Source organism: Mesorhizobium sp. B264B1B (assembly GCF_020165765.1).
GTDB lineage: Bacteria > Pseudomonadota > Alphaproteobacteria > Rhizobiales > Rhizobiaceae > Mesorhizobium.
Genome location: NZ_JAIUIS010000013.1, coordinates 17,832 through 41,991 on the forward strand (window position 1 = coordinate 17,832; position 24,160 = coordinate 41,991).

General features: G+C 61.5%; 24 protein-coding genes. 22 read left to right on the top strand and 2 right to left on the bottom strand.

From position 1 onward, the window contains the following. The first annotated feature begins 92 nt into the window (after positions 1-92). Genes LB547_RS23895 through LB547_RS23945 form a run of 11 tightly spaced genes read left to right on the top strand, consistent with a single transcriptional unit; the run spans position 93 to position 9,839 of the window. On the top strand, positions 93-506 hold the full coding sequence (locus tag LB547_RS23895; RefSeq protein WP_064993432.1) for a CopG family transcriptional regulator: 414 nt from the start codon (positions 93-95) through the stop codon (positions 504-506). Continuing rightward, positions 503-1,471 (top strand): P-type conjugative transfer ATPase TrbB, encoded by a 969-nt coding sequence (gene trbB / locus LB547_RS23900; RefSeq protein ID WP_013533270.1) that lies wholly within the window; start codon positions 503-505, stop codon positions 1,469-1,471. Before LB547_RS23895 ends, trbB begins: the two co-directional genes overlap by 4 nt. Before the next feature lie 11 nt (positions 1,472-1,482). Next, the gene (locus LB547_RS23905) at positions 1,483-1,791 is read left to right on the top strand and encodes a TrbC/VirB2 family protein (protein WP_064993433.1); all 309 of its coding nucleotides are present in this window, start codon (positions 1,483-1,485) and stop codon (positions 1,789-1,791) included. Continuing rightward, positions 1,791-2,063, top strand: coding sequence for a VirB3 family type IV secretion system protein (locus tag LB547_RS23910; RefSeq protein WP_064993434.1), 273 nt, complete (start codon positions 1,791-1,793; stop codon positions 2,061-2,063). Before LB547_RS23905 ends, LB547_RS23910 begins: the two co-directional genes overlap by 1 nt. Further along, the gene (gene trbE, locus LB547_RS23915) at positions 2,057-4,498 is read left to right on the top strand and encodes a conjugal transfer protein TrbE (protein ID WP_064993435.1); all 2,442 of its coding nucleotides are present in this window, start codon (positions 2,057-2,059) and stop codon (positions 4,496-4,498) included. Before LB547_RS23910 ends, trbE begins: the two co-directional genes overlap by 7 nt. Positions 4,499-4,503: 5 nt before the next feature. Continuing rightward, entirely contained in the window at positions 4,504-5,229 is a 726-nt protein-coding gene (gene trbJ / locus LB547_RS23920) for a P-type conjugative transfer protein TrbJ (protein WP_064993436.1), read from the top strand. A gap of 28 nt (positions 5,230-5,257) precedes the next feature. Next, positions 5,258-6,580, top strand: a complete 1,323-nt coding sequence (gene trbL, locus LB547_RS23925; protein WP_064993437.1) for a P-type conjugative transfer protein TrbL — start codon at positions 5,258-5,260, stop codon at positions 6,578-6,580. Further along, positions 6,581-7,312 (top strand): conjugal transfer protein TrbF, encoded by a 732-nt coding sequence (gene trbF / locus LB547_RS23930; protein WP_064993438.1) that lies wholly within the window; start codon positions 6,581-6,583, stop codon positions 7,310-7,312. Next, the gene (gene trbG, locus LB547_RS23935; RefSeq protein WP_064993439.1) at positions 7,302-8,330 is read left to right on the top strand and encodes a P-type conjugative transfer protein TrbG; all 1,029 of its coding nucleotides are present in this window, start codon (positions 7,302-7,304) and stop codon (positions 8,328-8,330) included. Before trbF ends, trbG begins: the two co-directional genes overlap by 11 nt. A 13-nt stretch (positions 8,331-8,343) precedes the next feature. Next, positions 8,344-9,564 (top strand): TrbI/VirB10 family protein, encoded by a 1,221-nt coding sequence (locus tag LB547_RS23940; protein WP_064993440.1) that lies wholly within the window; start codon positions 8,344-8,346, stop codon positions 9,562-9,564. 2 nt (positions 9,565-9,566) lie between these two features. Continuing rightward, positions 9,567-9,839, top strand: coding sequence for a DUF2274 domain-containing protein (locus LB547_RS23945; RefSeq protein WP_064993441.1), 273 nt, complete (start codon positions 9,567-9,569; stop codon positions 9,837-9,839). A 132-nt stretch (positions 9,840-9,971) separates the two neighbouring features. Here the strand turns inward: LB547_RS23945 and hemN are convergent, their stop codons facing one another. Beyond that, positions 9,972-11,240 carry an oxygen-independent coproporphyrinogen III oxidase gene (gene hemN, locus LB547_RS23950; protein ID WP_245429714.1) on the bottom strand — a complete coding sequence of 423 codons (1,269 nt, stop codon included), beginning with the start codon at positions 11,238-11,240 and terminating at the stop codon, positions 9,972-9,974. Positions 11,241-11,472: 232 nt separating this feature from the next. Here hemN and LB547_RS23955 point away from each other — a divergent pair, with 232 nt between their 5' ends. The 11 genes from LB547_RS23955 to ubiM all read left to right on the top strand — a co-directional run bounded on the left by LB547_RS23955 (position 11,473) and on the right by ubiM (position 22,894). Beyond that, positions 11,473-12,222 (top strand): Crp/Fnr family transcriptional regulator, encoded by a 750-nt coding sequence (locus LB547_RS23955; RefSeq protein ID WP_064993443.1) that lies wholly within the window; start codon positions 11,473-11,475, stop codon positions 12,220-12,222. Between the two features lie 336 nt (positions 12,223-12,558). Further along, positions 12,559-14,187 (top strand): cytochrome-c oxidase, cbb3-type subunit I, encoded by a 1,629-nt coding sequence (gene ccoN / locus LB547_RS23960; protein ID WP_064993444.1) that lies wholly within the window; start codon positions 12,559-12,561, stop codon positions 14,185-14,187. Next, positions 14,178-14,909 carry a cytochrome-c oxidase, cbb3-type subunit II gene (gene ccoO / locus LB547_RS23965; protein ID WP_064993445.1) on the top strand — a complete coding sequence of 244 codons (732 nt, stop codon included), beginning with the start codon at positions 14,178-14,180 and terminating at the stop codon, positions 14,907-14,909. Before ccoN ends, ccoO begins: the two co-directional genes overlap by 10 nt. 10 nt (positions 14,910-14,919) lie before the next feature. Then, a complete protein-coding gene (locus tag LB547_RS23970; RefSeq protein ID WP_013533256.1) occupies positions 14,920-15,069 on the top strand; it encodes a CcoQ/FixQ family Cbb3-type cytochrome c oxidase assembly chaperone in 150 nt (49 codons plus the stop codon). Between the two features lie 2 nt (positions 15,070-15,071). Next, positions 15,072-15,935, top strand: a complete 864-nt coding sequence (ccoP, locus tag LB547_RS23975) for a cytochrome-c oxidase, cbb3-type subunit III (protein WP_064993446.1) — start codon at positions 15,072-15,074, stop codon at positions 15,933-15,935. A 139-nt stretch (positions 15,936-16,074) separates the two neighbouring features. Then, positions 16,075-17,634, top strand: a complete 1,560-nt coding sequence (ccoG, locus tag LB547_RS23980) for a cytochrome c oxidase accessory protein CcoG (RefSeq protein WP_064993447.1) — start codon at positions 16,075-16,077, stop codon at positions 17,632-17,634. Beyond that, positions 17,631-18,128 (top strand): FixH family protein, encoded by a 498-nt coding sequence (locus LB547_RS23985; RefSeq protein WP_064993448.1) that lies wholly within the window; start codon positions 17,631-17,633, stop codon positions 18,126-18,128. Before ccoG ends, LB547_RS23985 begins: the two co-directional genes overlap by 4 nt. Further along, positions 18,125-20,410, top strand: a complete 2,286-nt coding sequence (locus LB547_RS23990) for a cation-translocating P-type ATPase (protein ID WP_064993449.1) — start codon at positions 18,125-18,127, stop codon at positions 20,408-20,410. Before LB547_RS23985 ends, LB547_RS23990 begins: the two co-directional genes overlap by 4 nt. Then, on the top strand, positions 20,410-20,565 hold the full coding sequence (ccoS, locus tag LB547_RS23995; protein ID WP_064993450.1) for a cbb3-type cytochrome oxidase assembly protein CcoS: 156 nt from the start codon (positions 20,410-20,412) through the stop codon (positions 20,563-20,565). Before LB547_RS23990 ends, ccoS begins: the two co-directional genes overlap by 1 nt. 727 nt (positions 20,566-21,292) lie before the next feature. Next, positions 21,293-21,583, top strand: coding sequence for a hypothetical protein (locus tag LB547_RS24000; protein WP_084015713.1), 291 nt, complete (start codon positions 21,293-21,295; stop codon positions 21,581-21,583). A 129-nt stretch (positions 21,584-21,712) separates the two neighbouring features. After that, positions 21,713-22,894: a 5-demethoxyubiquinol-8 5-hydroxylase UbiM gene (gene ubiM / locus LB547_RS24005; RefSeq protein WP_064993451.1), complete on the top strand. Its 1,182-nt coding sequence runs from the start codon at positions 21,713-21,715 to the stop codon at positions 22,892-22,894. On the opposite strand, the gene LB547_RS24010 is transcribed toward ubiM, so the two are convergent. Next, positions 22,884-23,030, bottom strand: coding sequence for a hypothetical protein (locus tag LB547_RS24010; protein ID WP_224655927.1), 147 nt, complete (start codon positions 23,028-23,030; stop codon positions 22,884-22,886). The two genes, ubiM and LB547_RS24010, sit on opposite strands and share 11 nt — an antisense overlap. Positions 23,031-24,160 lie beyond the last annotated feature (1,130 nt).

The window sequence follows — 24,160 nt, forward strand, 5'->3', positions numbered from 1 at the left end:
CAGCGTAGGTAAGGGCGATAAGCGTTTTTGGGCATCTGGAGGATGCTTGTTCCCGTCGCCGGCGCGTAGCGCTGGCTGTTGGAACAAGCCACATGAAGCCCCGCCGCATTCGTCACCAGTTTCTGCTTGAGTTTGAGTTAAGCGAGAAGCTGGACAAACTCAGTCGTGATCCTTCGACCACCAAATCGGCGATCGTCGCCAAGGCAGTAGAAGCCTTCATCGAGCGGCGTGGCAAGAACGAGCTCGACCAACGCTACGGGGTAAGGCTCGACCGTCTTTCTCGCGACCTCGCTCATGTCAGGCGCGACGCCGAGATGACGATGGAGAGCCTGGCGCTCTTCATCCGCTTCTCGATCACGCTTCACGCCCACACGCCGGCCCCGGACAGGGTAACGCAGGCCATCGGCCAGGAGCGCTTCGACAAATTTGTCGAGCAGGTCGGCCGGCAGATCGCTTCCGGGAAGCGGTCGCTTGGCAAAGACAATGGCGGGGGAGAGGAAGGGTGAACTCTCATCCGGAAGCCGATCATCGCCGCCGCGCCATGCTGCGCACCGCCATGGGCCCGGCGATCACCAAAGCGCTTTCAGACCCATCGATCATCGAGGTGATGGTCAATCCCGACGGAGCACTGCGCATCGATCGGCTCGGGGAAGGCTTGGTCGACACAGGCGTGCACATCCATCCTACCGAGGCGGAGCGCATTGTCCGCCTCGTCGCTTCCCACGTGCGCGCCGAAGCGCATGCGGATAATCCGATCGTAAGCGCCGAACTGCCCTCGGGCGAGCGGTTCGAAGGCCTCCTGCCACCTGTGGTGTTGGCGCCATGCTTTGCCATTCGCAAGCCCGCCGCAAAGCTCTACAGCCTAGCCGATTATGTCGCCGACGGGGTCATGCTGCCGCTGCAGGCTGATGCGTTGAAGAAAGCCGTCCGCGAGCAGCGCAACATCCTGGTCGCGGGCGGCACTTCATCGGGCAAGACAACCCTTGCCAATGCGCTGCTGGCCGTGGTCGCCGACTGCCACGAGCGGGTGATCCTGATCGAGGATACGCGCGAACTTCAATGCGCAGCAAAAGACTGCGTTGCGCTGAGGACCAGGCGTGGTTCTGTCACGCTCGCCGATCTCGTGCGTTCGACACTGCGCCTCAGACCCGATCGCATCATCGTCGGCGAGATCAGAGGCGCGGAAGCGCTCGACATGCTGAAGGCATGGAACACTGGTCACCCAGGCGGCATCGCCACCGTTCACGCGAACTCGGCGCGGTCCGCCCTCTACCGCATCGAGCAGCTCGCACAGGAAGCCGTGGTCACCGTTCCCCGCCGGCTCATCGCCGAGGCGATAGACCTGATCGTCTTCATCGCCGGCCGCGGATCCTCGCGCCGCATCGAGACGATCGCCGAGGTCACTGGCCTCGACGGCAGTGGCGACTACGCCGTCACCCAGCTCACGCTTCCGCAACTCCAGCAACTCTGAAAGGTCACTTCATGCGCAAGAAGCTTCGCTTTCTCTGGGCCACCACGCTCGCGTTTCTTCTCACGTTTCCGGCATACGCCGCCGGCTCCGGAATGCCCTGGGAGCAGCCGCTGCAGCAGATCTTGGAATCTGTGCAGGGGCCGGTCGCCAAGATCATCGCGGTCATCATCATCATTACCACCGGCCTGACACTCGCCTTCGGCGACACGGCAGGTGGGTTCCGTCGGCTCATCCAGATTGTCTTCGGCCTGTCGATCGCCTTTGCCGCATCGAGCTTCTTCCTCTCCTTCTTCTCCTTTGGCGGCGGGGCACTCGTCTGATGTTGGCCGGAGAGCACCATATCGAGGGCTTTGAGGTTCCGGTTCACCGCGCACTGACCGAACCGATCCTGCTCGGCGGCGCGCCGCGAGCGGTGGCCATCTTCAGTGGCACCGTTGCCGCGGCCGTCGGGCTTGGCTTGCAGCAGTGGATTGCCGGATTGGTGCTGTGGATCTGCGCGCACACGGTGGCTGTCTTCGCGGCCCGCCGCGACCCGGATTTCGCCAGCGTGCTCGTCCGCCATCTTCGCCTGAAGGGGTGGCTCGCATGCTGAATCTTTCCGAATATCGGGGCAAGGCCGACCGACTTGCCGATCATCTGCCTTGGGCCGCACTGGTGGCACCGGGCATCGTGCTCAACAAGGACGGAAGTTTCCAGCGCTCATTTGGATTTCGCGGGCCTGATCTCGAGAGTGCAACAGAAGCCGAACTCATCGGCATCTGCGCGCGGGCCAACAATGCGCTCAGACGGCTCGGCTCCGGCTGGGCATTGTTCTTCGACGCCGAGCGCATCGAGGCGCTGGGCTACCCAAGCTCGCGTTTCCCCGACGCTGCGTCATGGCTGGTGGATGAAGAACGGCGCGCGGCCTTTCAAGGCAAGGTCGCGCACTACGAGAGCCGCTATCACCTAACGCTGACGTTCATCCCGCCGCCAGACAGCCAGGCGCGGGCGCAAAGCGCTCTGGTCGACTCGCATCATTCAGGAGGCGAGAGAGAGTGGCGCCAGGAACTGACGCGGTTCCGGGACGAGACCGGCCGCGTGCTGGATCTCCTGTCGGGCTTCATGCCCGAAATACGCGCACTCGATGATGCCGGGACGCTGACTTACCTCCACGGCACGATCTCCACCCGCCGCCATCCAGTCGCCGCGCCAAAAACACCCATGTATCTCGACGGCATCCTGGTCGATGCGCCGCTTACTGGCGGATTGGAGCCGATGCTTGGCAACCACCATCTGCGCACGCTCACCATCCTCGGTTTTCCGAATGTCACACGGCCCGGAATTCTCGATGCGCTCAACAATCAGGATTTCCCCTACCGCTGGATGACGCGCTTCATTCCGCTGGATAAGACCGAGGCCACCAGGACGCTCACGCGGTTGCGGCGGCAGTGGTTTGCCAAGCGCAAATCGATCGTGGCCATCCTGCGCGAGGTGGTGACCAGCGAACCCGTCCCGCTCGTTGACACCGACGCCGAAAACAAGGCGCTCGATGCCGACGCCGCAATCCAGGCGTTAGGCGGCGATCATGTCGGGTTCGGCTATCTGACGACGACGGTAACGGTTTGGGACGAGGACCATCAAGCCGCTGCGGAGAAACTCCGCGCGGTCGAGCGCGTCGTCAATGGCCTCGGCTTCGCCACGATCCGTGAAGGCGTGAATGCGGTCGAGGCCTGGCTCGGCTCGTTGCCCGGCCATGTCTATGCCAATGTCCGTCAGCCGCTCGTTCACACATTGAATCTCGCCCACTTGATGCCGCTTTCCTCGGTGTGGGCCGGCCCGGCGGCGAACGAGCATCTCGCCAAAGTTACACAGGCAGAGGCCCCGCCGCTTCTCTTCGCCTCAACCAGCGGGTCGACACCGTTCCGGCTTTCCACCCACGTCGACGATGTCGGCCACATGCTGATCGTCGGACCGACCGGCGCCGGCAAATCGGTTCTCGTTGCCCTCTTCGCTCTGCAGTTCCGACGCTATGCCGGCGCGCAGGTGTATGTCTTCGACAAAGGCAATTCAGCCCGGGCCGCAATTCTTGCCATGGGTGGCGAGCATCACGCGCTGCGCGCCCACGGTGCGCTTGCCTTCCAGCCGCTGCGCAAGATTGACGATCCGGCGATCCGCAGCTGGGCAGCCGAATGGATCGCCGGGCTGTTCGCCCATGAGAACGTCACCGTCACCCCGGAGGCGAAAGAGGCAATCTGGTCGGCACTCACCAGTCTTGCAACGGCGCCAGCGCAGGAACGCACACTCACCGGCCTGTCGGTCTTGCTTCAGTCCAACGCGCTGAAGTCCGCTTTGATGCCCTACACGCTCGACGGGCCCTTCGGCCGGTTGCTGGACGCGGACGACGATCGGCTGGCCTTGTCGGATGTGCAGTGCTTCGAGACCGAAGAGCTGATGCACAGCCAAGGCGCTGTGCTGCCGGTGCTCACCTATCTTTTCCATCGCCTCGAGGCGCGGTTCGATGGACGACCGACATTGCTCATGCTCGACGAGGCCTGGCTCTATCTCGACAATCCGCTCTTTGCGGGGCGTATACGCGAATGGCTGAAGGTGCTGCGCAAGAAGAACGTCTCTGTCATTTTCGCCACGCAGTCACTGGCCGACATCGCTGGCTCTGCAATCGCACCGGCCATCATCGAGAGCTGCCCACAGCGCATTTTTCTTCCAAATGACCGTGCCGTGGAACCACAGGCACGGGAAGCCTACGAGCGTTTCGGCCTGAACGAGCGGCAGATCGAACTGGTCGCGCGCGCCACGCCGAAGCGGCAATATTATCTGCAATCGCGCCGCGGCAACCGGCTGTTTCAGCTGGGCTTGGGTCCAATTGCGCTTGCGCTATGCGGCGCCTCCGATCCGGCCAGCCAGACCCTGATCGACAAGATCCTGTCGGAACGCGGACAGGACGGCTTTGCCTTTTATTTCCTGAATGCCCGCGGGCTCGATTGGGCCGCCGAGCTTCTCCGCCAATTCCCTCAACCAGACATGGAGTAATCGTCATGATGCGGCGCCGTTTCCTTTCCGGCCTGATCACCCTTTCCCTGATGGCCAAACCGATGGCCGACTATGTCCAGCCAGCCTACGCGCTCATTGTCTTCGATCCCTCGAACTACACCCAGAATGTGCTGACGGCGGCACGCTCACTGGAGCAGATCAACAACCAGATACAGTCGCTCCAGAACCAGGCGACCATGCTGCAGAACATGGCGCGCAACCTTCAGAGGCTGGATTTTTCTTCGGTAGGCCAGCTCACCGGTTCGCTGCAGCGGATCGACGGGCTCATGGACCAGGCGAGTGGCCTGAGTTTTGATCTGGACAAGCTGCAGGACCAGTGGCGCAATCAATATCCCGAAAGCTACGACGCCACGATCAAGGTCAGCGATGTGGCAAGCGCAGCGCGCGAGCGCTGGCAGAGCGCCATGCAGGCGTTCCGGCAGACGATGGGTGTCCAGTCGCAGATCCTCGAGAACGTCCGGGGCGATCGCGACCTGCTTGCTGATCTCGTCAACCGCAGCCAGGGTGCTGCCGGTGCGCTTGAGGCAAGCCAGGCCACCAACCAACTGATCGCGCTGTCAACCAAGCAGCAGATGCAGATCCAGACGCTGCTCGCGACGCAGTTTCGCGCGGAGGCGGAGGATGCGGCTCGCAAGGCGCAGTCCGAAGAAGCCGCACGCCAGACGACAAAGCGTTTCCTCGGCACCGGCACGGCCTATCCCGGCAACTGATCACCATATCTGTCACGAGGAAGGCGCAATGAACGACCTCGGGGTCATCGATCGCTTCATGGAGACTTTCATCCGCTATATTGACAGCGGGTTTGGTCTGCTGTCGGGCGATGTCGCCTTCCTCACCACGACCCTGATCGGCATCGACATCACGTTAGCCGGGCTCGCCTGGGCATTCGCCGGCGAGCCCAACATTCTCGGCCGCTTCATCCGCAAGGTGCTCTATGTCGGCGTCTTCGCTTTCATCCTGAACAATTTCAAGAATCTCGCCGACATTATATACCGCTCCTTCGCAGGGCTGGGCTTCAACGCTTCGGCCGCCAATCTGTCGCCCGACAGTCTCCTGCGGCCCGGACGTATTGCCGCCACAGGCTTCGAGGGCGCGTGGCCGCTGCTGGATCAGGCGAGCCAGCTTCTTGGCTTTCCCGAAATCTTCGGCAACGCGCTCACCATTTTCGTGCTGCTCGTGGCCTGGTTCCTGGTCATCATTGCCTTCTTCATTCTTTCCATCCAGCTCTTCATCACCATTCTGGAGTTCAAGCTCACCACTCTCGCCGGCTTCGTTCTGGTGCCCTTCGCAGTCTGGAACCGGTCGGCGTTCCTGGCCGAGCGCGTGCTCGGCAACGTGATCTCGTCGGGCATCAAGGTGATGGTGCTTGCGGTCATTGTCGGTGTCGGGTCCACGCTGTTCGGCGAGTTCGCTTCGGCGCTGCAAGGCAAGGAGCCGGATTTGGCCGCCGCCATGTCACAGGTGTTGGGGGCGCTGGCGCTGCTTGGGCTAGGTGTTTTCGGGCCTGGAATAGCGTCCGGTCTCGTCTCGGGTGCCCCGCAGCTTGGTGCGGGCGCTGCACTGGGTACGGCCGCGGCCGCCGCCGGTGCGTCACTCGTTGCCGGAGGCGCTGCGATCGCCGGGGTGCGCATGGCAGCTGATGGCGGGCTTGCCGCAATTCGCGCCGGCACCACGATCGGTTCGGCAGCTTCCTCTGCCTGGCAATTAGGGCGCGCAACCTCGCCTGACTCCGGCCTGTCCGGTGTGGCTGCCGGGATGCAGGGCGTGGCAGGTGCCGCCAGTGGCGCCGCTGTGCGAGCGGCACGATCTGCCGCGGAAACCTTCGGGCGCAGCGCTGATGCCGGGCGCCAGGCCGCATGGACCGCGACCGGCGGGTCTCCCATCGCCTCGATGACCGAAACTCCTGCGGGTCCGACCACCGATGCTGCCCCTAGCTGGGCCAGGCGCCTGCGTTCCCAGCAGTCTGCGCGAGCCCACCGCCACGCCACCATGCAGGCGGTGCGCGATGGTGACAGACCGGGCGGTAGCGCCAATCCCTCTCTCAACGACAAGGACGACTAGATGCTCTTCAAGCGATCCGTTCAACGCTACGGCAAGACACCCGAGCCCATCACACCGTACCAGAAGGCGGGCCAGCTGTGGGATGAGCGCATCGGCTCATCGCGGGTGCAGGCCCGCAACTGGCGGCTGATGGCTCTTGGCTGCCTGGCATTGGCAACCGGGCTCTCCGGCGGGCTCGTTTGGCAGTCAATGCAAAGCCGGGTTGTGCCCTACGTCGTCGAGGTCGACCGCTTCGGCGAGGCGCGCGCCGTAGCCTCGGCAATCCGGGACTACGAGCCGACGGACGCCCAGATCGCCTGGCATCTTGGCCGTTTCATTCAGAATATCCGTTCCGTTTCCACCGATCCGGTGTTGGTGCGGCAGAACTGGTTGGCCGCCTATGACTTTGCCAGCGACCGCGCCGCGCTCTTCCTCAACGAATATGCCAAGGCGAGCGATCCTTTCGGTCAGATCGGAACGCGAAGCGTGTCCGTCCAGGTGACCAGCGTGGTGCGGGCCTCCGGTAGCTCGTTCCAGGTCAAATGGACCGAGCAGGTCTTTGAGCGCGGCAGCCTTGCCAGCACGACCCGCTGGACGGCGATCCTCACCATTATGATCCGGCCGCCAAGCAATACAGACCAACTGCGCAAGAATCCGCTCGGCCTCTTCATCAACGCCATCGATTGGTCGCGCGAGCTCGACAGTGCCGCGCCGACCTCCGTTTCCCCCAAGGAGCCCGCCAATGACAAATAAAGCCCCATCGCTCCGTGCCGCGCTGATCCTGTCGGCCTCGGCAGCGGTGCTGTCCGCCTGCGCATCCAAGCCGGTGCCGCCGCCCGAGATTGCCTATGACGCTGCCGACTTCAAAGCAGCGTCGATCGAGAAGCCGCCAGAGAAACCGGTTAAAATCGTCGAGGTGCCAAAGCCGCTACCGCTTCCCGGCCAGTTGCAGCCTGACCCAGTCAAGTTCGCCGAGGACAAGCGCTCTCCTGAAGAACGCGTTGCCGATGCCAATAGGGCCGCAACTCGGCAGCCAACCAGGTATGGCTATGTCAACGCGGTCCAGGTCTATCCCTTCACCGATGGCGCGCTTTATCAGCTCTTTGCAGCGCCGGAGCGCGTCACCGACATCGCTCTGCAGCCGGGCGAGAAGCTGACGGCTGTGTCCGCCGGGGACACGATCCGCTGGGTCATCGGCGACACCGTCAGTGGCACCGGTGACGGTCAGCGCACCCATGTTTTGGTGAAGCCGTTCGCGCCCGAGCTTACCACAAATCTGGTGATCACCACGGATCGACGCACCTATCACTTGCAGCTCCAAAGCACGGAGAAGACCGCAATGGCGGCCATCTCTTGGACCTACAGCGAAGACCAGATCCTTGCGCTCTCCCGGCGAAACGTTCAGGCCGACGCTGCAACGCCGGTCGCATCGAATGTTGCGCTCGAAAATATCCGCTTCCGCTATTCGATCGCCGGCGACACACCGCCCTGGAGACCGACACGGGCCTTTGACGACGGCAGCAAAGTCTATATCGAATTCCCGCGCCGCATCGATCAGGGCGAGGCGCCGCCGCTCTTCATCGTCGGTGCTGACGGCGGCAATCAGTTGGTCAACTACCGCATGCGCGGCAACTACTACATCGTCGATCGCCTGTTCGCCGCGGCCGAACTGCGCCTCGGCGCCAAGCCGCAGCAGGTCGTGCGCATCTCAAGGATGGACGGCCGGCAATTGCCGCGTCGGATGCCACTCTTTGCCGGTTTCGGCAGGTGAGGGGAAAAGGCTCATGACCTATACGTCCCACTCCAATGCGCCGCCGAAACTCGATCCCGACCAGCTGCAGCTGCGCGCCTCACCCCGCGGTGCTGTGCGCTTCAGGCGGGGGGTGATTGTCGCGATCTCTGCCGCCGGATGTGGTGCCATTCTGGGCGTCATGATCATTGCGCTTCAGGGGCCGGCATTGCGATTCAAAGAGCAGGCGGAAGACCTCTACCATCCTGACCACAAGCCCACCGCCGAGGGGCTCGACAGCCTGCCCAGGGACTATTCCGGCGTCAAGCCGAAGGCCCCGGTGCTCGGACCGCCGCTACCCGGTGATCTCGGCCGCCCCATCCTCGAGCGGCAGCGCCAACTCGGAATTGCGCCGGGACAGGAGGTCTCCGCCGAGGATCAACGCCTTGCCCAGCAGGCGATCGAAGCGCGCGAGTCGCAAGTGTTGTTCCGGATCGACAATCGGCCCAAACCGACAGATCTCGCTGGCGGCGAGGAGAGTCTACAGCAGCGGCCTGAAGCGCCGCAATCCGGAGCGACAGCCGGGTCGGCTTCCGTTGCACCAGCCGAGGGCGATCAGAACAACCAACAGCGCAAACTGGATTTTGTCAGTCAGCGGAGCACAAGCGGAATCTACAATCCGCATGCGCTGCAGACGTCTGCCTCGCCCTACCAACTGATGGCTGGCAGCGTAATCGCGGCAAGCCTCATTACCGGGATCAATTCCGACCTACCCGGCCTCGTCGTCGCGCAGGTCACAGAGAATGTGCAAGACACAGTCACTGGCAGCATCTTGCTCATTCCACAAGGTTCCCGGCTGATCGGCACCTATGACAGCGTGGTGGCGTTTGGGCAAAAGCGCGCATTGCTGGTCTGGCAGCGAATAATCCTGCCGGACGGGTCCTCGATCGAGATCGATAATCTGCCGGCGACAGACACCGCCGGATATGCGGGGCTTGAGGACAAGGTGGATTTCCACACCTGGCAGCTGATCAAGGGGGTTGCGCTCGCGACCTTGCTTGGCGTGGGCACCGAATTGAGCCTCGGAGACAATGAAAGCGATCTGGTCAAGGCGATCCGCGAATCCGCCCAGCAGAACGTCAGTCGAGCCGGCCAGCGCATAACTGAGAAAAATCTCAACGTTCAGCCCACCATAACGATCCGACCAGGCTGGCCACTGCGCGTCATCGTGCACAAGGATCTCTTGCTGCGGCCATACAAGATTGAACGGGAGTGATTATGGCCAACTTGAAACTTGGCAAGCTTCCAGACCGAACGCCCTTGAAGATTACCATCACCGTCAGCGCGGACTTGAGCCAAGAACTCAACGCCTATGCTGCGCTCTATCGTCAGACTTACGGCGAGTCTGAAACAGTCGCGGAACTCATTCCTTTTATGCTGGCGGGATTTCTGGACGGCGACCGAGCGTTTGCCAAGGCCAGAAAAGAAGGTCTGGCGACGGCCAGCATCTCAGACGAATCGCGGTCTTTGAAAGCCTCAGATTCCGAATGACCGAAGCAGAGAGTCAGTCAAGTGCAATTGTGGCGCACCGTGCCTGTCAAACAAGGGTGTGCGCGGGCAACATCGTCTGGCAAATAGGTCACCGATGATGGGCCCTGCGCGGACCGCGACGCACTCGCTGGCTCAAACTGCCACGGAGTGCCTGGCCTTTCCCGTTTTGAGATATTTGTCGAACTTCGCAGCGACGCATCTGACAAAGGGACGACTTTCCAGCGGTACGACGAAACGATCGCCGTCGAGTTCAAGTCGGACCGACTTGTCGAGGGCCACGGTACTCGACCGAAGAAGGAGCTTCTGGCCGGCTTTGCCGAAGCGTTCCACCAAATCGACTGCCGAGAAGCCGAAATCGCACATCAGGCGCTCGATGATCCAACCGCGAGCGCGGTCGTCGTCGGAAAAAGCAATTCCGCGGACCGAAGCCAACCCACCGTCATCCACCATGCGGCCATACTCGGCGGTCGAAGGCATGTTCTGTACATAGCCTTGTCGGAATTGGCTGATGGATGACGGGCCGAGGCCGATCAAGGTTTCGCAGCGATCCTCGGTGTAGCCCTGAAAGTTGCGACGCAACATCCCCGCATGCGCGGCAAGCGCCAGCGCATCCCCCGGTTTGGCGAAATGGTCGAGCCCGATTGCTTCGTATCCTTGGTCGAGTATGGCGCGAGCTGCCAGTTGCGATTGGGCAAACCGCTCCTCCGGGCCTGGCAACCAGGCCTCGTCGATCATTGTCTGATGTTTCTTGAACCATGGCACATGCGCATAGCCAAAGAGGGCGATCCGGTCGGGCTCGAGCGTCAGCGCCTGCCTGACGGTGGACAAGACGCTCTCCCTGGTCTGGTGCGGCAAGCCGTAGAGCAGGTCCAGGTTAACCGACTCGACGCCGCGTGCCCGAACGCCGTCGACGACTGTCTTGGTCTGCAAGAAGATCTGTTCGCGATTGATGGCCTTCTGCACCTTCGGATCGAAATCCTGGACCCCGAGGCTGGCCCTCGTCATGCCGATTTCGGCAAGTGCGTCGAGGCGCGCTTCGTCCATATCGTTGGGTTCGATTTCGCCGCTGATCTTGGCGCCGGGAAGAAATGAGAAGCTGTTGCGCAGAACGGCTCCGAGCGCCACCATGTCCTGTGGTTTGAGCATCGTCGGTGAGCCGCCACCGAAATGGACGGCACGCACCCGGCCCTTGCCTCCGGCGAGACATGAGACGGTGGCGATCTCCGCATGCAGCGATCTCAGATATTTGGTGACCGGTTCATAGTGGCGTGTCTGCTTGGTGTGGCACGCGCAGAACCAGCAAAGCTTGGCGCAGAAAGGGATGTGCACGTAGAGCGATATCTCATCGTCCTCGCCGAGCGCCTCCAGCCAGCCACGATAAGCCGCAGCATCGACGCCCACGTGGAAATGCGGTGCGGTCGGATAGCTGGTATAGCGAGGGACGTTTTCGACAATCCGAGCAAGCTACTTTCGACTGCATGTCGTGGTCACCATGTGCACCGCTGGAACTCTTGACTGGTTGGCCGGCCAACGCCCTGATTTCGATCAAGTGCAGCTCGGACAAACTGCCGCAAGGATTTTTCTACCCTGGATTGCTACCCTGTCGGTGCTTGGAAGAGGATAGAGCGAGCGCATGACATTACGGCAGGGCATTCACAGTGCCGGCATTCCCGTTCTTTGCCGCTCTTGCGAGGGAAGGCGTCGCGGTATTTGCGGCGCGCTCGATCCAGACCGTTTGGCTGCGCTTGCCAGGAGTTCATCGCGGCACAAGATCGAGCCAGGAGTCGAACTGGTCGGCGACTGCGAGGCCGTCAACAGCTATTCGAATGTGCTTTCAGGCGTGGTCAAGCTGACGAAGAGCCTTTCGGATGGGCGCCAGCAGATCGTAGGGCTCCAGTTTGCACCGGATTTTCTGGGGCGACCCTTCAAGGTCGAAAGCGAGATCAGTGCGGAAGCGGCAACCGTTGTCACGCTGTGTTCGTTCCCCAAGGCAGCCCTCGAACGGATGGTGAAGGAATCACCGGAACTCGAGCATCGCCTGCTCAAGCAGGCGCTGGACGAACTTGACGCAGCACGCGAATGGATGGTGACGCTCGGGCGCAAGACGGCATCGGAAAAGGTGGCGAGTTTTCTTGTCATGCTCGCCCTGAACATGGATTCCAGTGTTGATCCGGCCGCTATCTCGGCGTCCTTCGATCTGCCACTGACTCGTGCCGACATCTCTGATTTCCTTGGCCTGACGAATGAGACCGTGAGCCGCCAGCTGACTCGATTGCGAGCTGAAGGCGTGATCCGGATCGACAACAAGCGCCATGTGAGGGTGGAGAGCGTCGGCCGGCTGGAGCAGCGTTGCGGCGGCCGAAGGCCGCGGCAGTTTGGATAAGCCCAAGCGGCGGGCTCTGCGCCGCCAACTCGAATCCGCGGCAGGACATGCTGCGTTCGAGCACAATGTATTGCTGTAGCCTCGAGAACCCCGGTAGCATAGACCCAAGAGCATCAGCGACCCTTGTCGGATAGCAAGGCAGCCGGCAAGAGTTCCGCAAAGCTCGCCGGCCGCGCTTCGACATACCCGCCCGCCCCAACGTCCGCTCTGATTTGCGCAAACTCGATTCTACCAAACAAACCTGGCACCTGACATGGATCAGGGCGGGCAGAGGGCAGCTGCGCAATTGATGCCGAGCGGATTTGGCGTGCGCCCGATTCGGGATCAGGATTTGCGATGAAATTCGGCACAGCGATCGTCGTGGTGGGCTTTTTTGCCTTTGCAGCCCTGGTGGCTGCTGGCTTCGGCATTGATGGACCTTTCCGCCAGCATATGGGGGTGCTGTCTTTTGCCCTTATTGCCTTTATCGGGATCTTGTTGCGCAACTCGGAGTTCAAGCCGGCCGCTCCGATCGACCCGTCCGCCTATATGGACGGTCCGATCCGCTACGGCGCCATCGCCACGATGTTCTGGGGCGTCGTCGGCATGCTGGTCGGCGTCGTTATCGCGCTGCAGCTGGCCTACCCCGATCTCAACGTTCAGCCTTGGTTCAATTTCGGCCGCTTGCGGCCGCTGCACACGTCCGGGGTCGTCTTCGCCTTCGGCGGCAACGCGCTGCTGTGCACGTCATTGTACGTCGTGCAACGCACTTGCCGCGCTCGCCTGTTCGGCGGCGATCTCGCCTGGTTCGTCTTTTGGGGCTACCAGCTTTTCATTGTCATGGCCGCGACAGGCTACCTGCTCGGCATCACCGAGAGCCGCGAATACGCCGAACCGGAATGGTATGTCGACGTCTGGCTGACCATCGTCTGGGTCGCCTACCTCATCCTGTTCCTCGGCACGATCCTGAAGCGCAAGGAACCGCACATCTACGTCGCCAACTGGTTCTACCTCTCCTTCATCGTGACCATCGCGATGCTGCATGTGGTCAACAACCTGTCGATGCCGGTCTCTTTCCTCGGTTCCAAGAGTTACTCCGCCTTTTCCGGCGTCCAGGACGCGCTGACGCAGTGGTGGTACGGCCACAACGCCGTCGGCTTCTTCCTCACCGCCGGCTTCCTCGGCATGATGTATTATTTCGTGCCCAAGCAGGCGAACCGGCCAGTCTATTCCTACCGGCTCTCGATCATCCATTTCTGGGCACTGATCTTCCTGTACATCTGGGCCGGGCCGCACCACCTGCATTTCACCGCTCTGCCCGACTGGGCACAGACGCTCGGCATGGTGTTCTCGATCATGCTGTGGATGCCGTCCTGGGGCGGCATGATCAACGGCTTGATGACGCTGTCCGGAGCCTGGGACAAGTTGCGCACCGACCCGATCATCCGCATGATGGTGATGGCCGTCGCCTTCTACGGCATGTCGACCTTCGAAGGCCCGGTGATGGCTATCAAGGCGGTCAACTCGCTGTCCCATTATACCGACTGGACAATTGGTCACGTGCACTCCGGTGCACTCGGCTGGGTCGGCATGATCTCGTTCGGCGCGATCTACTACATGGTACCGAAGCTCTGGAACCGTAACCGGCTCTATTCGCTGCGGCTGGTTACCTGGCACTTCTGGCTGGCGACGCTCGGCATCGTCGTCTACGCCGCCGCCATGTGGGTGTCCGGCATCACGCAGGGCCTGATGTGGCGCGAATACGACGGGCAGGGCTTCCTGGTCTACTCCTTCGCCGAGACCGTCGCTGCCATGCGCCCCTACTACGTCATGCGCGCCATAGGCGGCGCCATGTATCTCTCGGGCGCCCTGATCATGGCCTGGAACATCGCGATGACAATCCTCGGCCGTCAACGCGAGGAGAGGCCGATGTCGGGTGCCGCGCCTGTCATTCAGCCTGCCAGGGAGCCAAACCAATGGGCTTGATCGACAAACATGCCATTATCGAGAAGAACGCCACGCTTCTTCTCGTAGGCTCCCTTCTTGTCGTGACTGTCGGCGGTATCGTCGAAATCGCGCCGCTCTTCTATCTCGACAACACGATCGAGAAGGTGGAAGGCATGCGTCCGTACTCGCCGCTCGAGCTCGTCGGGCGCAACATCTATGTGCGCGAGGGCTGCTACCTCTGCCACAGCCAGATGATCAGGCCGTTCCGCGACGAGGTCGAGCGCTACGGCCACTACAGCCTGGCCGCCGAGTCAATGTACGATCACCCCTTCCAATGGGGATCGAAGCGGACGGGGCCGGATCTGGCCCGGGTCGGTGACCGCTACTCGAACGCCTGGCATGTCGCCCATCTTTCGGATCCGCGTTCCGTTGTGCCGGAATCCATCATGCCCAGCTACGCCTTCCTGAAGGACGCGCCGATCGAGGTGAAGGACTTCTCGACGCATCTGGTCGCCAACCGGCGGGTCGGCGTTCCCTACAACGATGACATGGTCGCCAACGCCAACGCCGATCTGATGGCGCAGGCTGATCCCAACGCCGACACATCAGGTCTTGAGGCCCGTTATCCCAAGGCCAAGATCGGCGACTTCGACGGCAACCCGCAACAGGTCACCGAAATGGATGCGCTCGTTGCGTATCTGCAGATGCTCGGCACGCTGGTCGATTTTAAGAACTACGACGAAGGCGCCGGTTACCGCTGAGGAGTTTTCCATGAATTACAATCTTATGCGGGAGTTTGCCGACAGCTGGGGTCTGGTTGCCATGGCGCTTTTCTTTGCGGGGGCAAGTGTCTTCGTCCTGCGTCCCGGCAGCCGTAAGTTGGCGGACGAAGCTGCCCGAATTCCGCTTCAGGACGAGTGATCATGAGCGAGGAGCACATCGATGAAGTCTCTGGGGTCTCGACCACCGGCCACGAATGGGATGGCATCCGCGAGCTGAACAACCCGCTTCCGCGTTGGTGGATCACCATCTTCTACGTCACCATCGTGTGGGCGATCGGCTACACAATCGCCTATCCCGCATGGCCACTGCTGCATTCGGCGACGACGGGTGTTCTCGGCTATTCGAGCCGCAATGACGTCAAGAACGAACTGGCGGATGCGGAAGCAGCGAAGAGCAAATACCTCGCGGCGGTGAAGTCGAAAAGTGTCTCGGAGATCGCTGCGGACGATGCCTTGCGCGAATTCGCCATCGCCGCCGGCGGCGCCGCATTCAAGGTCAACTGCACGCAGTGCCACGGCTCCGGCGCCCAAGGTTCCAAGGGCTTTCCCAACCTAAACGACGACGACTGGCTGTGGGGCGGCAAGGCCGAGCAGATCCAGCAGACGATCACCCATGGCATCCGCTTCGCTTCGGATCCGGACACGCGCCTGTCGGAAATGCCGGCGTTCGGGGACATCATCACCGCCGACGAGATCAAGCAGGTTAGCGCATATGTCGTCAGCCTCTCTGGCAAGGTCGCCGATGCAAGTCTGATCCAATCCGGTGCCAAAGTCTTTTCCGACAATTGCGTCGCCTGTCATGGTGAGAACGCGGAAGGGAACAGGGAATTTGGGGGCCCCAACCTCACCGACGCCATTTGGCTGCACGGGGCCGGCGAGGCAGCGGTCGCAGCCCAGGTCCGCGCGCCAAAGGAAGGTGTCATGCCGGCCTGGCTCGGCCGTCTCGGCGAGATCAAAGTCAAGGAGCTTGCGGTTTATGTCCATTCGCTTGGCGGCGGAGAATAGGAAGGCAAGGCCTATTCTCGGCCTCCCCCTGCCAAGCGACGGGGCCCGGCGCAAGCCGGGCCTCGACACCATTTCGGCTGCGCCGCTCGTCGATGCGGCACGAAATCCCCTTCTGACTTCGGATGGGAGTGGTACGCACGTGCGCAATGATACGCGAACTGAACGGCTCGAAGGCTCGGCCCCAAATTCCTCGAATACCCGCCAGCCGCATTATGCCAGACGCAAGAAAGTCTTCCCAAAGCGCGTCTCGGGCAACTTTCGCCGCTTCAAATGGCTGGTGATGGCGATCACGCTCGGCATCTACTACCTGACGCCTTGGCTGCGTTGGGATCGCGGTCCATTTGCTCCGGATCAGGCCGTGCTGCTCGACCTCGCCAACCGGCGCTTCTACTTCTTTTTCATCGAGATATGGCCCCAGGAATTCTTCTATGTGGCCGGCCTCCTGGTCATGGCCGGCGTTGGGCTTTTCCTGATTACCTCGACTGTCGGCCGTGCCTGGTGCGGCTATGCATGTCCGCAGACCGTATGGGTCGACCTGTTTCTTGTCGTCGAACGTGCGGTCGAGGGGGACCGTAACGCCCGCATGAAGCTTGACGCTGGTCCCTGGACCGCCCGCAAGCTGGTGCTGCGCCTATCGAAGCACACGATCTGGCTGGTCATCGGCGCGGCCACCGGCGGTGCTTGGATCTTCTATTTCGCCGATGCGCCTAGTTTGGCTCGCGAACTTTTCACCGGTACCGCCGCGCCTGTCGCCTACATCACCATCGCCGTGTTGACGGCGACCACCTACACGTTCGGTGGCCTGATGCGCGAACAGATCTGCACCTATATGTGCCCATGGCCGCGCATCCAGGCAGCCATGCTCGACGAGAATTCGCTTACCGTCACCTACAATGACTGGCGCGGCGAACCGCGCTCGCGTCACGCCAAGAAGGTGCAAGCGACAGGGCAGTCCGTCGGCGACTGCGTCGACTGCAATGCCTGTGTCGCGGTCTGCCCGATGGGGATCGACATTCGCGACGGCCAGCAGCTCGAATGCATCACCTGCGCGCTGTGTATCGACGCCTGCGACGGCGTCATGGACAAGCTCGGCAAAGAGCGCGGACTGATTTCCTACGCAACGCTCTCCGATTACAACGCCAACATGATGTTGGCGACCGCGGGCGGCTCCAGTTCAGTCAACCCGTCGCTGGTCAGGACCGCTGATGGCCTGTTCTCCGACAAGGTGGCGCATTTCCATGTCAGCAAGATCTTCCGGCCACGCACCTACGTCTACATGGGTCTGTGGTCGCTGATCGGCCTGGGTCTGCTCTATTCGCTGCTGACGCGCGACAGGCTCGAAGTCAATGTGCTGCACGATCGCAATCCGCAATTCGTAACGTTGTCCGACGGCTCGATCCGCAACGGCTACACCGTCAAACTGCTCAACATGATCCCCGAGCCGCGGATCATTGTTGTCACCATGCAGGGCTTGCAAGGAGGCGAAATGAGCGTGGTCGGGGACGACATCAAGGCGGGCCGCTCGTTTGCCATCCCGGTCGAGCCCGATCGCCTGAAAACGTTGAAGGTCTTCGTTCGCCAGCCGGCGGACCAGATCCACGCTCCGGCACAGACCTTCAAGTTCCGTGTCGAGGACAGAGCGAGCTCCGAGTCGAACGAGTACACCGCAACATTCAACGCGCCAGAGGCCGCCAAATGACCGCCAATGCCCAAAAGCCTCGCGAATTCACCGGCAGGCACATGCTGGCCATCATTCTCACCTTCTTCGGCGTGGTCATCGCGGTCAATCTGACGATGGCCACGCTCGCCAACACCAGTTGGACCGGCCTTGTCGTCGAGAACACATATGTGGCGAGCCAGCAATTCAACAAGGAGGCCGAGGCCGGCCGCGCCCAAGCCGCGCTCGGTTGGACCGGCAAGCTGACCATCGCATGGGGCGAAGTCCGCTACAGCCTCTCCGACGCGGCCGGCAAGCCGGTTCCTCTGCACGGCGTCAAGGTGCTGTTTCGTCATCCCGCCTACGAGAAAGACGACAAGTCCGTCACGCTCGCCCTCGCCTCAGGCAAGGAATTCGCAGCGCAGCAGATGCCGAAGGACGGCGTCTGGATCGTCGAAGTCGACGCCGATGCCGGCCTGGCACGACCCTATCGCGACGTCAGCAGGATCATGATCTCTCATGGGGCTCTGCAATGAGCTGTTGTGCACCGGGCGCTGAAACGGCGCTGGATCTGAACGGCGCCACATGGGTCCTGCCATCCAGCCAGGAAATCAGGTTGGCGAGCCGATCGCTTGGCGACGATCTTCGGCAGACCGACCTTTCAGTGCCGACGGTTCATTGCGCCGCCTGCATCCAGACGATCGAGGCGGCACTTGGAAAGCTCGATCACGTCGAAAGCGCGCGCGTCAACCTGTCGACGAAACGGGTCGCGGTCCGGTGGCGTGGAGACGAGGTGCCACCGTTCGTCGCCGCGCTTGGCAGGCTTGGCTACGAGGCGCATCTGTTCGCACCCGAGATCGACGACAAGGACAAGACGCTTGCCGAACTGATCCGCGCCGTCGCTGTTGCCGGTTTTGCGGCGGGCAACATCATGCTGCTTTCGGTCTCTGTCTGGTCCGGCGCCGAAGGTGCTACCCGCGACCTGTTTCACTGGGTCTCGGCGCTGATCGCCATTCCTGCCCTCGCCTTCGCCGGCGGCATCTTCTTCCGGTCGGCCTGGAACGCCTTGCGTCATGGCCGCATGAATATGGACGTGCCCATCGCGGTCGGTGTTTCGCTCGCCTACGCCATGAGCCTCTATGAGACGATCAATCATGGCGACCACGCCTATTTCGACGCGTCGGTATCGCTGCTGTTCTTCCTTTTGATCGGACGCACGCTGGATCATGTGATGCGGGAGCGTGCCCGAACTGCCGTGAAAGGCCTGTCTCAGCTGGCCGCGCGTGGCGCCATGGTGCTGCGCGGCGATGGCGCGCGCGACTATCTGCCGGTCGGCGAGATCGAACCAGGCATGCGGATGTTGATCGCGGCCGGTGAGAGGATCCCCGTCGACGGCAAGATCATCCAGGGAACGTCGGATCTCGACTGCTCGCTGGCCTCAGGCGAAAGCACGCCGAAAAACGTAGCGCCGGGCGAAGCGGTACAGGCCGGCGTGCTCAATCTTACCGGCCCGCTGACGATTGAGGCGACAGCCGCCGCAAAAGATTCATTCCTGGCGGAAATGGTCCGGTTGATGGAGGCCGCCGAGGGCGGCCGCGCGCAATATCGCCGTATCGCCGACCGCGTTTCGGCGCTCTACGCGCCCATGGTTCATCTCACCGCCTTCGTGACATTCCTGGGCTGGATAGTGGCGACCGGCGACTGGCACCGGGCGATGACGATCGCCATCGCCGTTCTCATCATCACGTGCCCCTGCGCGCTTGGCCTCGCCGTGCCGATCGTGCAGGTGGTCGCCGCGCGGCGCCTGTTTGAGAACGGCATTATGGTCAAGGACGGCTCCGCCATGGAACGCCTGGCAATTGTCGACATTGCCGTGTTCGACAAGACCGGAACGCTGACGCTTGGCCAGCCCCGGCTCGTTAACGCGCCGTCGATCGATCCGGCCATGCTGGCAGTCGCAGCCGACCTGGCGGCGCACTCGCGTCATCCGTTTTCAAAGGCCATAGCCGGCTTTGCCATTCCTGGCGGGCAGCTCAAATTCGATGCCGTCACCGAGCATCCGGGATTCGGAATCGAGGCCACTGATGCGGGAAGCACCTGGCGACTGGGCCGACGCGGATGGGCTGGATGGAAGGCTCGAACCGGCGGCGAAGCCAAACATGGCTACGGCGGAACCGTTCTCACGAAGAACGGGATGATTGTCGCTTCCTTCGCTTTCGAGGATGCGTTGCGGGTCGACGCCAGAGCGGCCATCGATCAATTGAGCGACGCCAGGGTTCCCGTGGAAATGCTGTCAGGCGATACCGCGGCGGCCTGTGCCGAGGTTGCGAAGTCACTCGGAATCGACAACTTCGTTCCCTGCCTGCTGCCATCCGGCAAGCTCGAACGCATCGAGACCCTCGCGAAAGTGGGGCACAGGGTTCTGATGGTTGGCGACGGCCTCAATGATACGCCGGCGCTGAGCGCAGCGCATGTCTCGATCGCACCGGCCACCGCCGCCGATGTTGGCCGCAACGCCGCGGATTTCGTCTTCCTGCGCGAAAGCCTCCTGGCGGTGCCGCTCGCGCTGGACGTCTCGCGCAAGGCAGGAAGCCTGATCCGCCAAAACATCGCCGTCGCGACTCTCTACAATACCATCGCTGTACCAATCGCTATTCTAGGGCACGCCACTCCGCTTATCGCGGCGATTGCTATGTCTGCGTCATCACTGCTGGTGATCGGGAATGCATTGCGCCTGGAAGGCTTTGTTCGGCACGCACCAGCGGAAACTGTTGCCAATGATAGACACTCCAACAATGGCGGACGGGTACAGTTGTAATGAGGACGCTTGCCTATTTGATACCTGGGACCCTGCTCCTCGGCGGGCTTGGGCTGTCTGGCTTCCTATGGGCATTGAAAAGCGGTCAGTACGAAGATCTCGACGGGGCAGCAGAGCGTATCCTTGTCGACCAGGAAGACAAGCCAGAACGCTGATTCAAGCCGCTCTGCAGACGACTGTTGGGATGCCGGTGATAAGCCGAGTGGAACTACTGCTGAGGTTGCATAGGCAGCTTCACCTGCCGCCGGTTGACGCTGATCTGTGAAAAGCCTGTGTCGCTCGAAAGATTACGTCGCCCATTCCGCCCAATATGCAGGCGGGTGATCGTCGAACCGCGGTCGCCGGATTACTCACACCGCTTGACCTAGATCAGGGTTATCTACTCATCGGCGTGGTTTCATCGGCCAGTCCTTCAGGGAGAGAATCCATGCCTACGTCGACGAATCGCGCCGCCGAACGCCTCGGCGATCGGTTTGAATCAAGACCCACACGAAGAACGGCCAAAGCCAAAAGTGGGCCGAAGCGTGGCTGCGCAAGGCGGCGGCCGGATTCTTGTGAGCAAAGGCTGAACGCGACCTCCGGCGGCAACGATCAGATCGCCCAGGGTGCGTGCGACCCGCTCTGCGAGATGGCTCGCTAATACATGCCGATGTAGCCCTCGCTAGTTTTGAGAACGTTGTGGAGCTTGCGGCGCGTCCGCAACTGACAACCGTCGATGTGAACCCAAGGCGCTCGGACGCGAGGCTGCTGACCGCGTGCTCAAGACATCGCGGGACGGCAGCAGAGCGGCGTCAGACGCTGGCCATGTTCGCTGGTCCTGCGGGCATGGTGGCATCACCGGGCAACTGCGTATGCCAAAGTTTTGTTTGCAGGAGTGTATAGATGTCGCGATTTCGCCTATTGACGATCTTCATGTCGGGAATGCTGGGAACGGCGACGTTGCCGGATCAAGTCGCCTCGGCACCAGTCCTCAACTCCGCCAATCGCAATGCGCTGGTCGAGCAGAACCAATTACTGATGCTGGAGAACAGGCTGCGGCGGCAGCAATATCAGCAGCAGCAGCAGCACTTCCGTGGCCAGGATCGCGAGATCGCGCCGCAGCAACGGCCCGATCGACCGCTTACTTGCCAGCATCAGCGGTCAAGCAACGGCTTTGTGAGCATCTGCCGCTGATAAGGCGGCTTGCCACTTATTTAGGCGGCCATAGCTTGCGCGCGTCGTGCTTAAACTAGCATCAAAGGCGTTTTTGATTTCGCAATTCGTGCCTGAACACTGGAGAGCCGACCCGATGGCGCCACGCTGATGGCCGTCTCCGATAACAGCTTCGACATCATTGTCGTTGGCGCGGGGCCGGTCGGACTTTCCTTCGCCGCCTCGCTTGCCCAGAGCAAACTCAAAGTGGCACTTGTTGAAGCGCAGGCCCGGGAAAGGCTCGCGAATCCGGCGTTCGACGGTCGCGAGATCGCGCTGACTCATGCCTCGATCAGAATCCTTCGGGAGCTCGGCGCCTGGGATATCATTCCCGCTTCGGACAAATCACCACTTCAAGGCGCACGCGTCCTCAACGGATCGAGCGCTTTCGCTCTGCGTTTTAATGCTCCAAGAGCGTGTGGAGAGCCCCTCGGAATTTTGGTCCCGAACTGCCGCATTCGCGATGCGCTGTTCAAAATCGTTCGGCTGCGTGATCAGCCAGAGCTGCGGTGCGGCCACTCGGTCGTCCATGCAAGGACCAGCCACAAAGGAGCAGTGGTTACGCTTTCTGACGGCATGCAGTTGAGCGCCAGGCTTGTTGTTGCCGCAGATTCGCGCCTGTCTCCCACGCGTGATCTGCTCGGCATCGGCGCCGACATCAATCGGCTTGGCCACTCGATGCTGATCTGTCGGGTGCGGCATGAACGCGCCCATCACCATGTGGCAACCGAATGGTTCGATCACCATCAAACGATAGCGATGTTGCCTCTGGGGGAGGGGGTCTCCTCGTTGCTGCTCACTCTGCCCTCAAGCGAGGTCGGCAGACTGCTTGCCTCCAACGACGATTTGTTCCTCAGGGAATTGACGAAGCGGTGTCAAGGCCGTCTCGGGGAAATGACATTGGCAAGCAGCCGCCACGCCTTTCCGCTGGTCACCACGTGGGCGCACGAACTCAGGGCTCCGAGTGCCGCACTCATCGGTGACGCTGCTATTGGAATGCACCCGGTGACAGCGCATGGCTTCAACATCGGTCTCAGCAGCCAAAAGCAACTCGCCGATGCAATCCTGACTGCAAGTCGCGACCGCCGTGACATTGCCGATCCCGACATGCTGCACAGATACGAAAGGCGGCTGCGCCTGTCGGCGGCGCCGCTCTACCATGCTACGAATATACTCGTCCGACTCTACTCAAGCGAGCGACCGGCGGCACGGCTTGCACGCCATGCGGGGCTTCGGTTCGCCCAACACGTTCCTCTTATCCGGCATGGCATCTCGGCCATGCTCAAACGGTGAAGCACCAGCAGCTCTGGAATTCGTGGACTTGTTGCGACGACCGCTCGGCAAGAGTGGCATCGCTCCAAATCATCACTGCCACCGCTTCGGCGAACGCCTGTTCGGTCGGTGACGGTGACATTTCGGCGCGGATCATCGGCCGTACTGCGAGCTGAATGACCTAACGGTGTGGGTTCGGATGGTATTCCGAAAGGCTGAGTTTACTGGAAAATTACTGCGCGTGATTCCAGGCCACTGCGACTGGAAAAGATCCGAAGCAGTACCCGAGCACTTGGAGGTGGGCGGCGCACATCTCCTTCGATGCCGTCCAGCAGAATGTTCTGGGCGGGGGAAGGCTGCTACCGATCTCCTTGAGTTCGAGCACGAAGCGCCGGCGAACTGGCATGGGTTGGAGGAGCAAACTTAACCTAGGCCGATACTCTCGCGCCGCATTTTGATCAGTGCGCTGGCGAACGGAACTTTTCTCACGAACCATGGTTCGCGCCGGCGAAAGCAGGTATCTGCTCCCCGCAGCGCCAAGGAGATTTGCCATGAACGTTCGCCAGTTGCTGAAACCAAATCAAGGACCTCCCGGAAGAAACATTGGTCTGTGTCGCCGAGGTCGATGAAGCATTGCGGCCGTTGCCGCCGGGGTTGAAGCCGTTGAGAGCGCGAAATCCAGAGCCGCAAGCAAGATGGCACCGAGGCTGTCGAACTCGCCAATGGAACTGAAAAAGTCGTCGTGATCCGCTGGTGACGCGCGCCTAGGTGCAGCAAGCTCTTTATGGTTTCCTCCACCGGTACGTGGTCATTTTCATGCATCAGCAAGAGGCAACGACACGATTGTCCCGACTGTGCGGACTGCGGAAGGGACTTCCGAAACCATGCAGACGCCCTCAATCCCTTCGGCCGGCTCGGGGAAAACGCGGAACTGAGGCCTCAATTACACAGCCTCATGCGAGCCATGCGTCGAGAATTCGCCTCCCCCAGCATCGAGGAGGCAGACCAACCTCATCAGGTCGACAAGGTTCAGTCGACCACCTGAGAGATCGCCTGCAATCGGCTTTCTGCTCAACGAGCAAGGTGCGGGCCGCATTCGTGCTGCCGCGATCAAAGCCTCGATGTTCTTCCGAGGTGAACTCCCACTGAAAGTCCAGCCTCTTAGACCGCACTCTTATCGAACCGATCATGCTCCTGTTCGACACGGACCAACATGCGTTTCGAATTGATGCCGCTGACCTATTCAGACGCGTGACCTCCGACCGTGTAGATCTGGGCCATACGCGA

Coding starts and splice junctions, on each gene's coding strand:
- ccoP (WP_064993446.1), top strand. CDS start 15,072: ATGAGCGAGGAGCACATCGATGAAGTCTCTGGGGTCTCGACCACCGGC.
- LB547_RS23940 (WP_064993440.1), top strand. CDS start 8,344: ATGACCTATACGTCCCACTCCAATGCGCCGCCGAAACTCGATCCCGAC.
- LB547_RS24000 (WP_084015713.1), top strand. CDS start 21,293: ATGTCGCGATTTCGCCTATTGACGATCTTCATGTCGGGAATGCTGGGA.
- trbE (WP_064993435.1), top strand. CDS start 2,057: ATGCTGAATCTTTCCGAATATCGGGGCAAGGCCGACCGACTTGCCGAT.
- trbL (WP_064993437.1), top strand. CDS start 5,258: ATGAACGACCTCGGGGTCATCGATCGCTTCATGGAGACTTTCATCCGC.
- LB547_RS23910 (WP_064993434.1), top strand. CDS start 1,791: ATGTTGGCCGGAGAGCACCATATCGAGGGCTTTGAGGTTCCGGTTCAC.
- LB547_RS24010 (WP_224655927.1), bottom strand. CDS start 23,030: ATGATCCGCGCCGAAATGTCACCGTCACCGACCGAACAGGCGTTCGCC.
- LB547_RS23970 (WP_013533256.1), top strand. CDS start 14,920: ATGAATTACAATCTTATGCGGGAGTTTGCCGACAGCTGGGGTCTGGTT.
- ccoO (WP_064993445.1), top strand. CDS start 14,178: ATGGGCTTGATCGACAAACATGCCATTATCGAGAAGAACGCCACGCTT.
- LB547_RS23985 (WP_064993448.1), top strand. CDS start 17,631: ATGACCGCCAATGCCCAAAAGCCTCGCGAATTCACCGGCAGGCACATG.
- trbJ (WP_064993436.1), top strand. CDS start 4,504: ATGATGCGGCGCCGTTTCCTTTCCGGCCTGATCACCCTTTCCCTGATG.
- LB547_RS23905 (WP_064993433.1), top strand. CDS start 1,483: ATGCGCAAGAAGCTTCGCTTTCTCTGGGCCACCACGCTCGCGTTTCTT.
- trbG (WP_064993439.1), top strand. CDS start 7,302: ATGACAAATAAAGCCCCATCGCTCCGTGCCGCGCTGATCCTGTCGGCC.
- ubiM (WP_064993451.1), top strand. CDS start 21,713: ATGGCCGTCTCCGATAACAGCTTCGACATCATTGTCGTTGGCGCGGGG.
- ccoN (WP_064993444.1), top strand. CDS start 12,559: ATGAAATTCGGCACAGCGATCGTCGTGGTGGGCTTTTTTGCCTTTGCA.
- LB547_RS23990 (WP_064993449.1), top strand. CDS start 18,125: ATGAGCTGTTGTGCACCGGGCGCTGAAACGGCGCTGGATCTGAACGGC.
- LB547_RS23955 (WP_064993443.1), top strand. CDS start 11,473: ATGACATTACGGCAGGGCATTCACAGTGCCGGCATTCCCGTTCTTTGC.
- LB547_RS23895 (WP_064993432.1), top strand. CDS start 93: ATGAAGCCCCGCCGCATTCGTCACCAGTTTCTGCTTGAGTTTGAGTTA.
- ccoS (WP_064993450.1), top strand. CDS start 20,410: ATGAGGACGCTTGCCTATTTGATACCTGGGACCCTGCTCCTCGGCGGG.
- LB547_RS23945 (WP_064993441.1), top strand. CDS start 9,567: ATGGCCAACTTGAAACTTGGCAAGCTTCCAGACCGAACGCCCTTGAAG.
- trbF (WP_064993438.1), top strand. CDS start 6,581: ATGCTCTTCAAGCGATCCGTTCAACGCTACGGCAAGACACCCGAGCCC.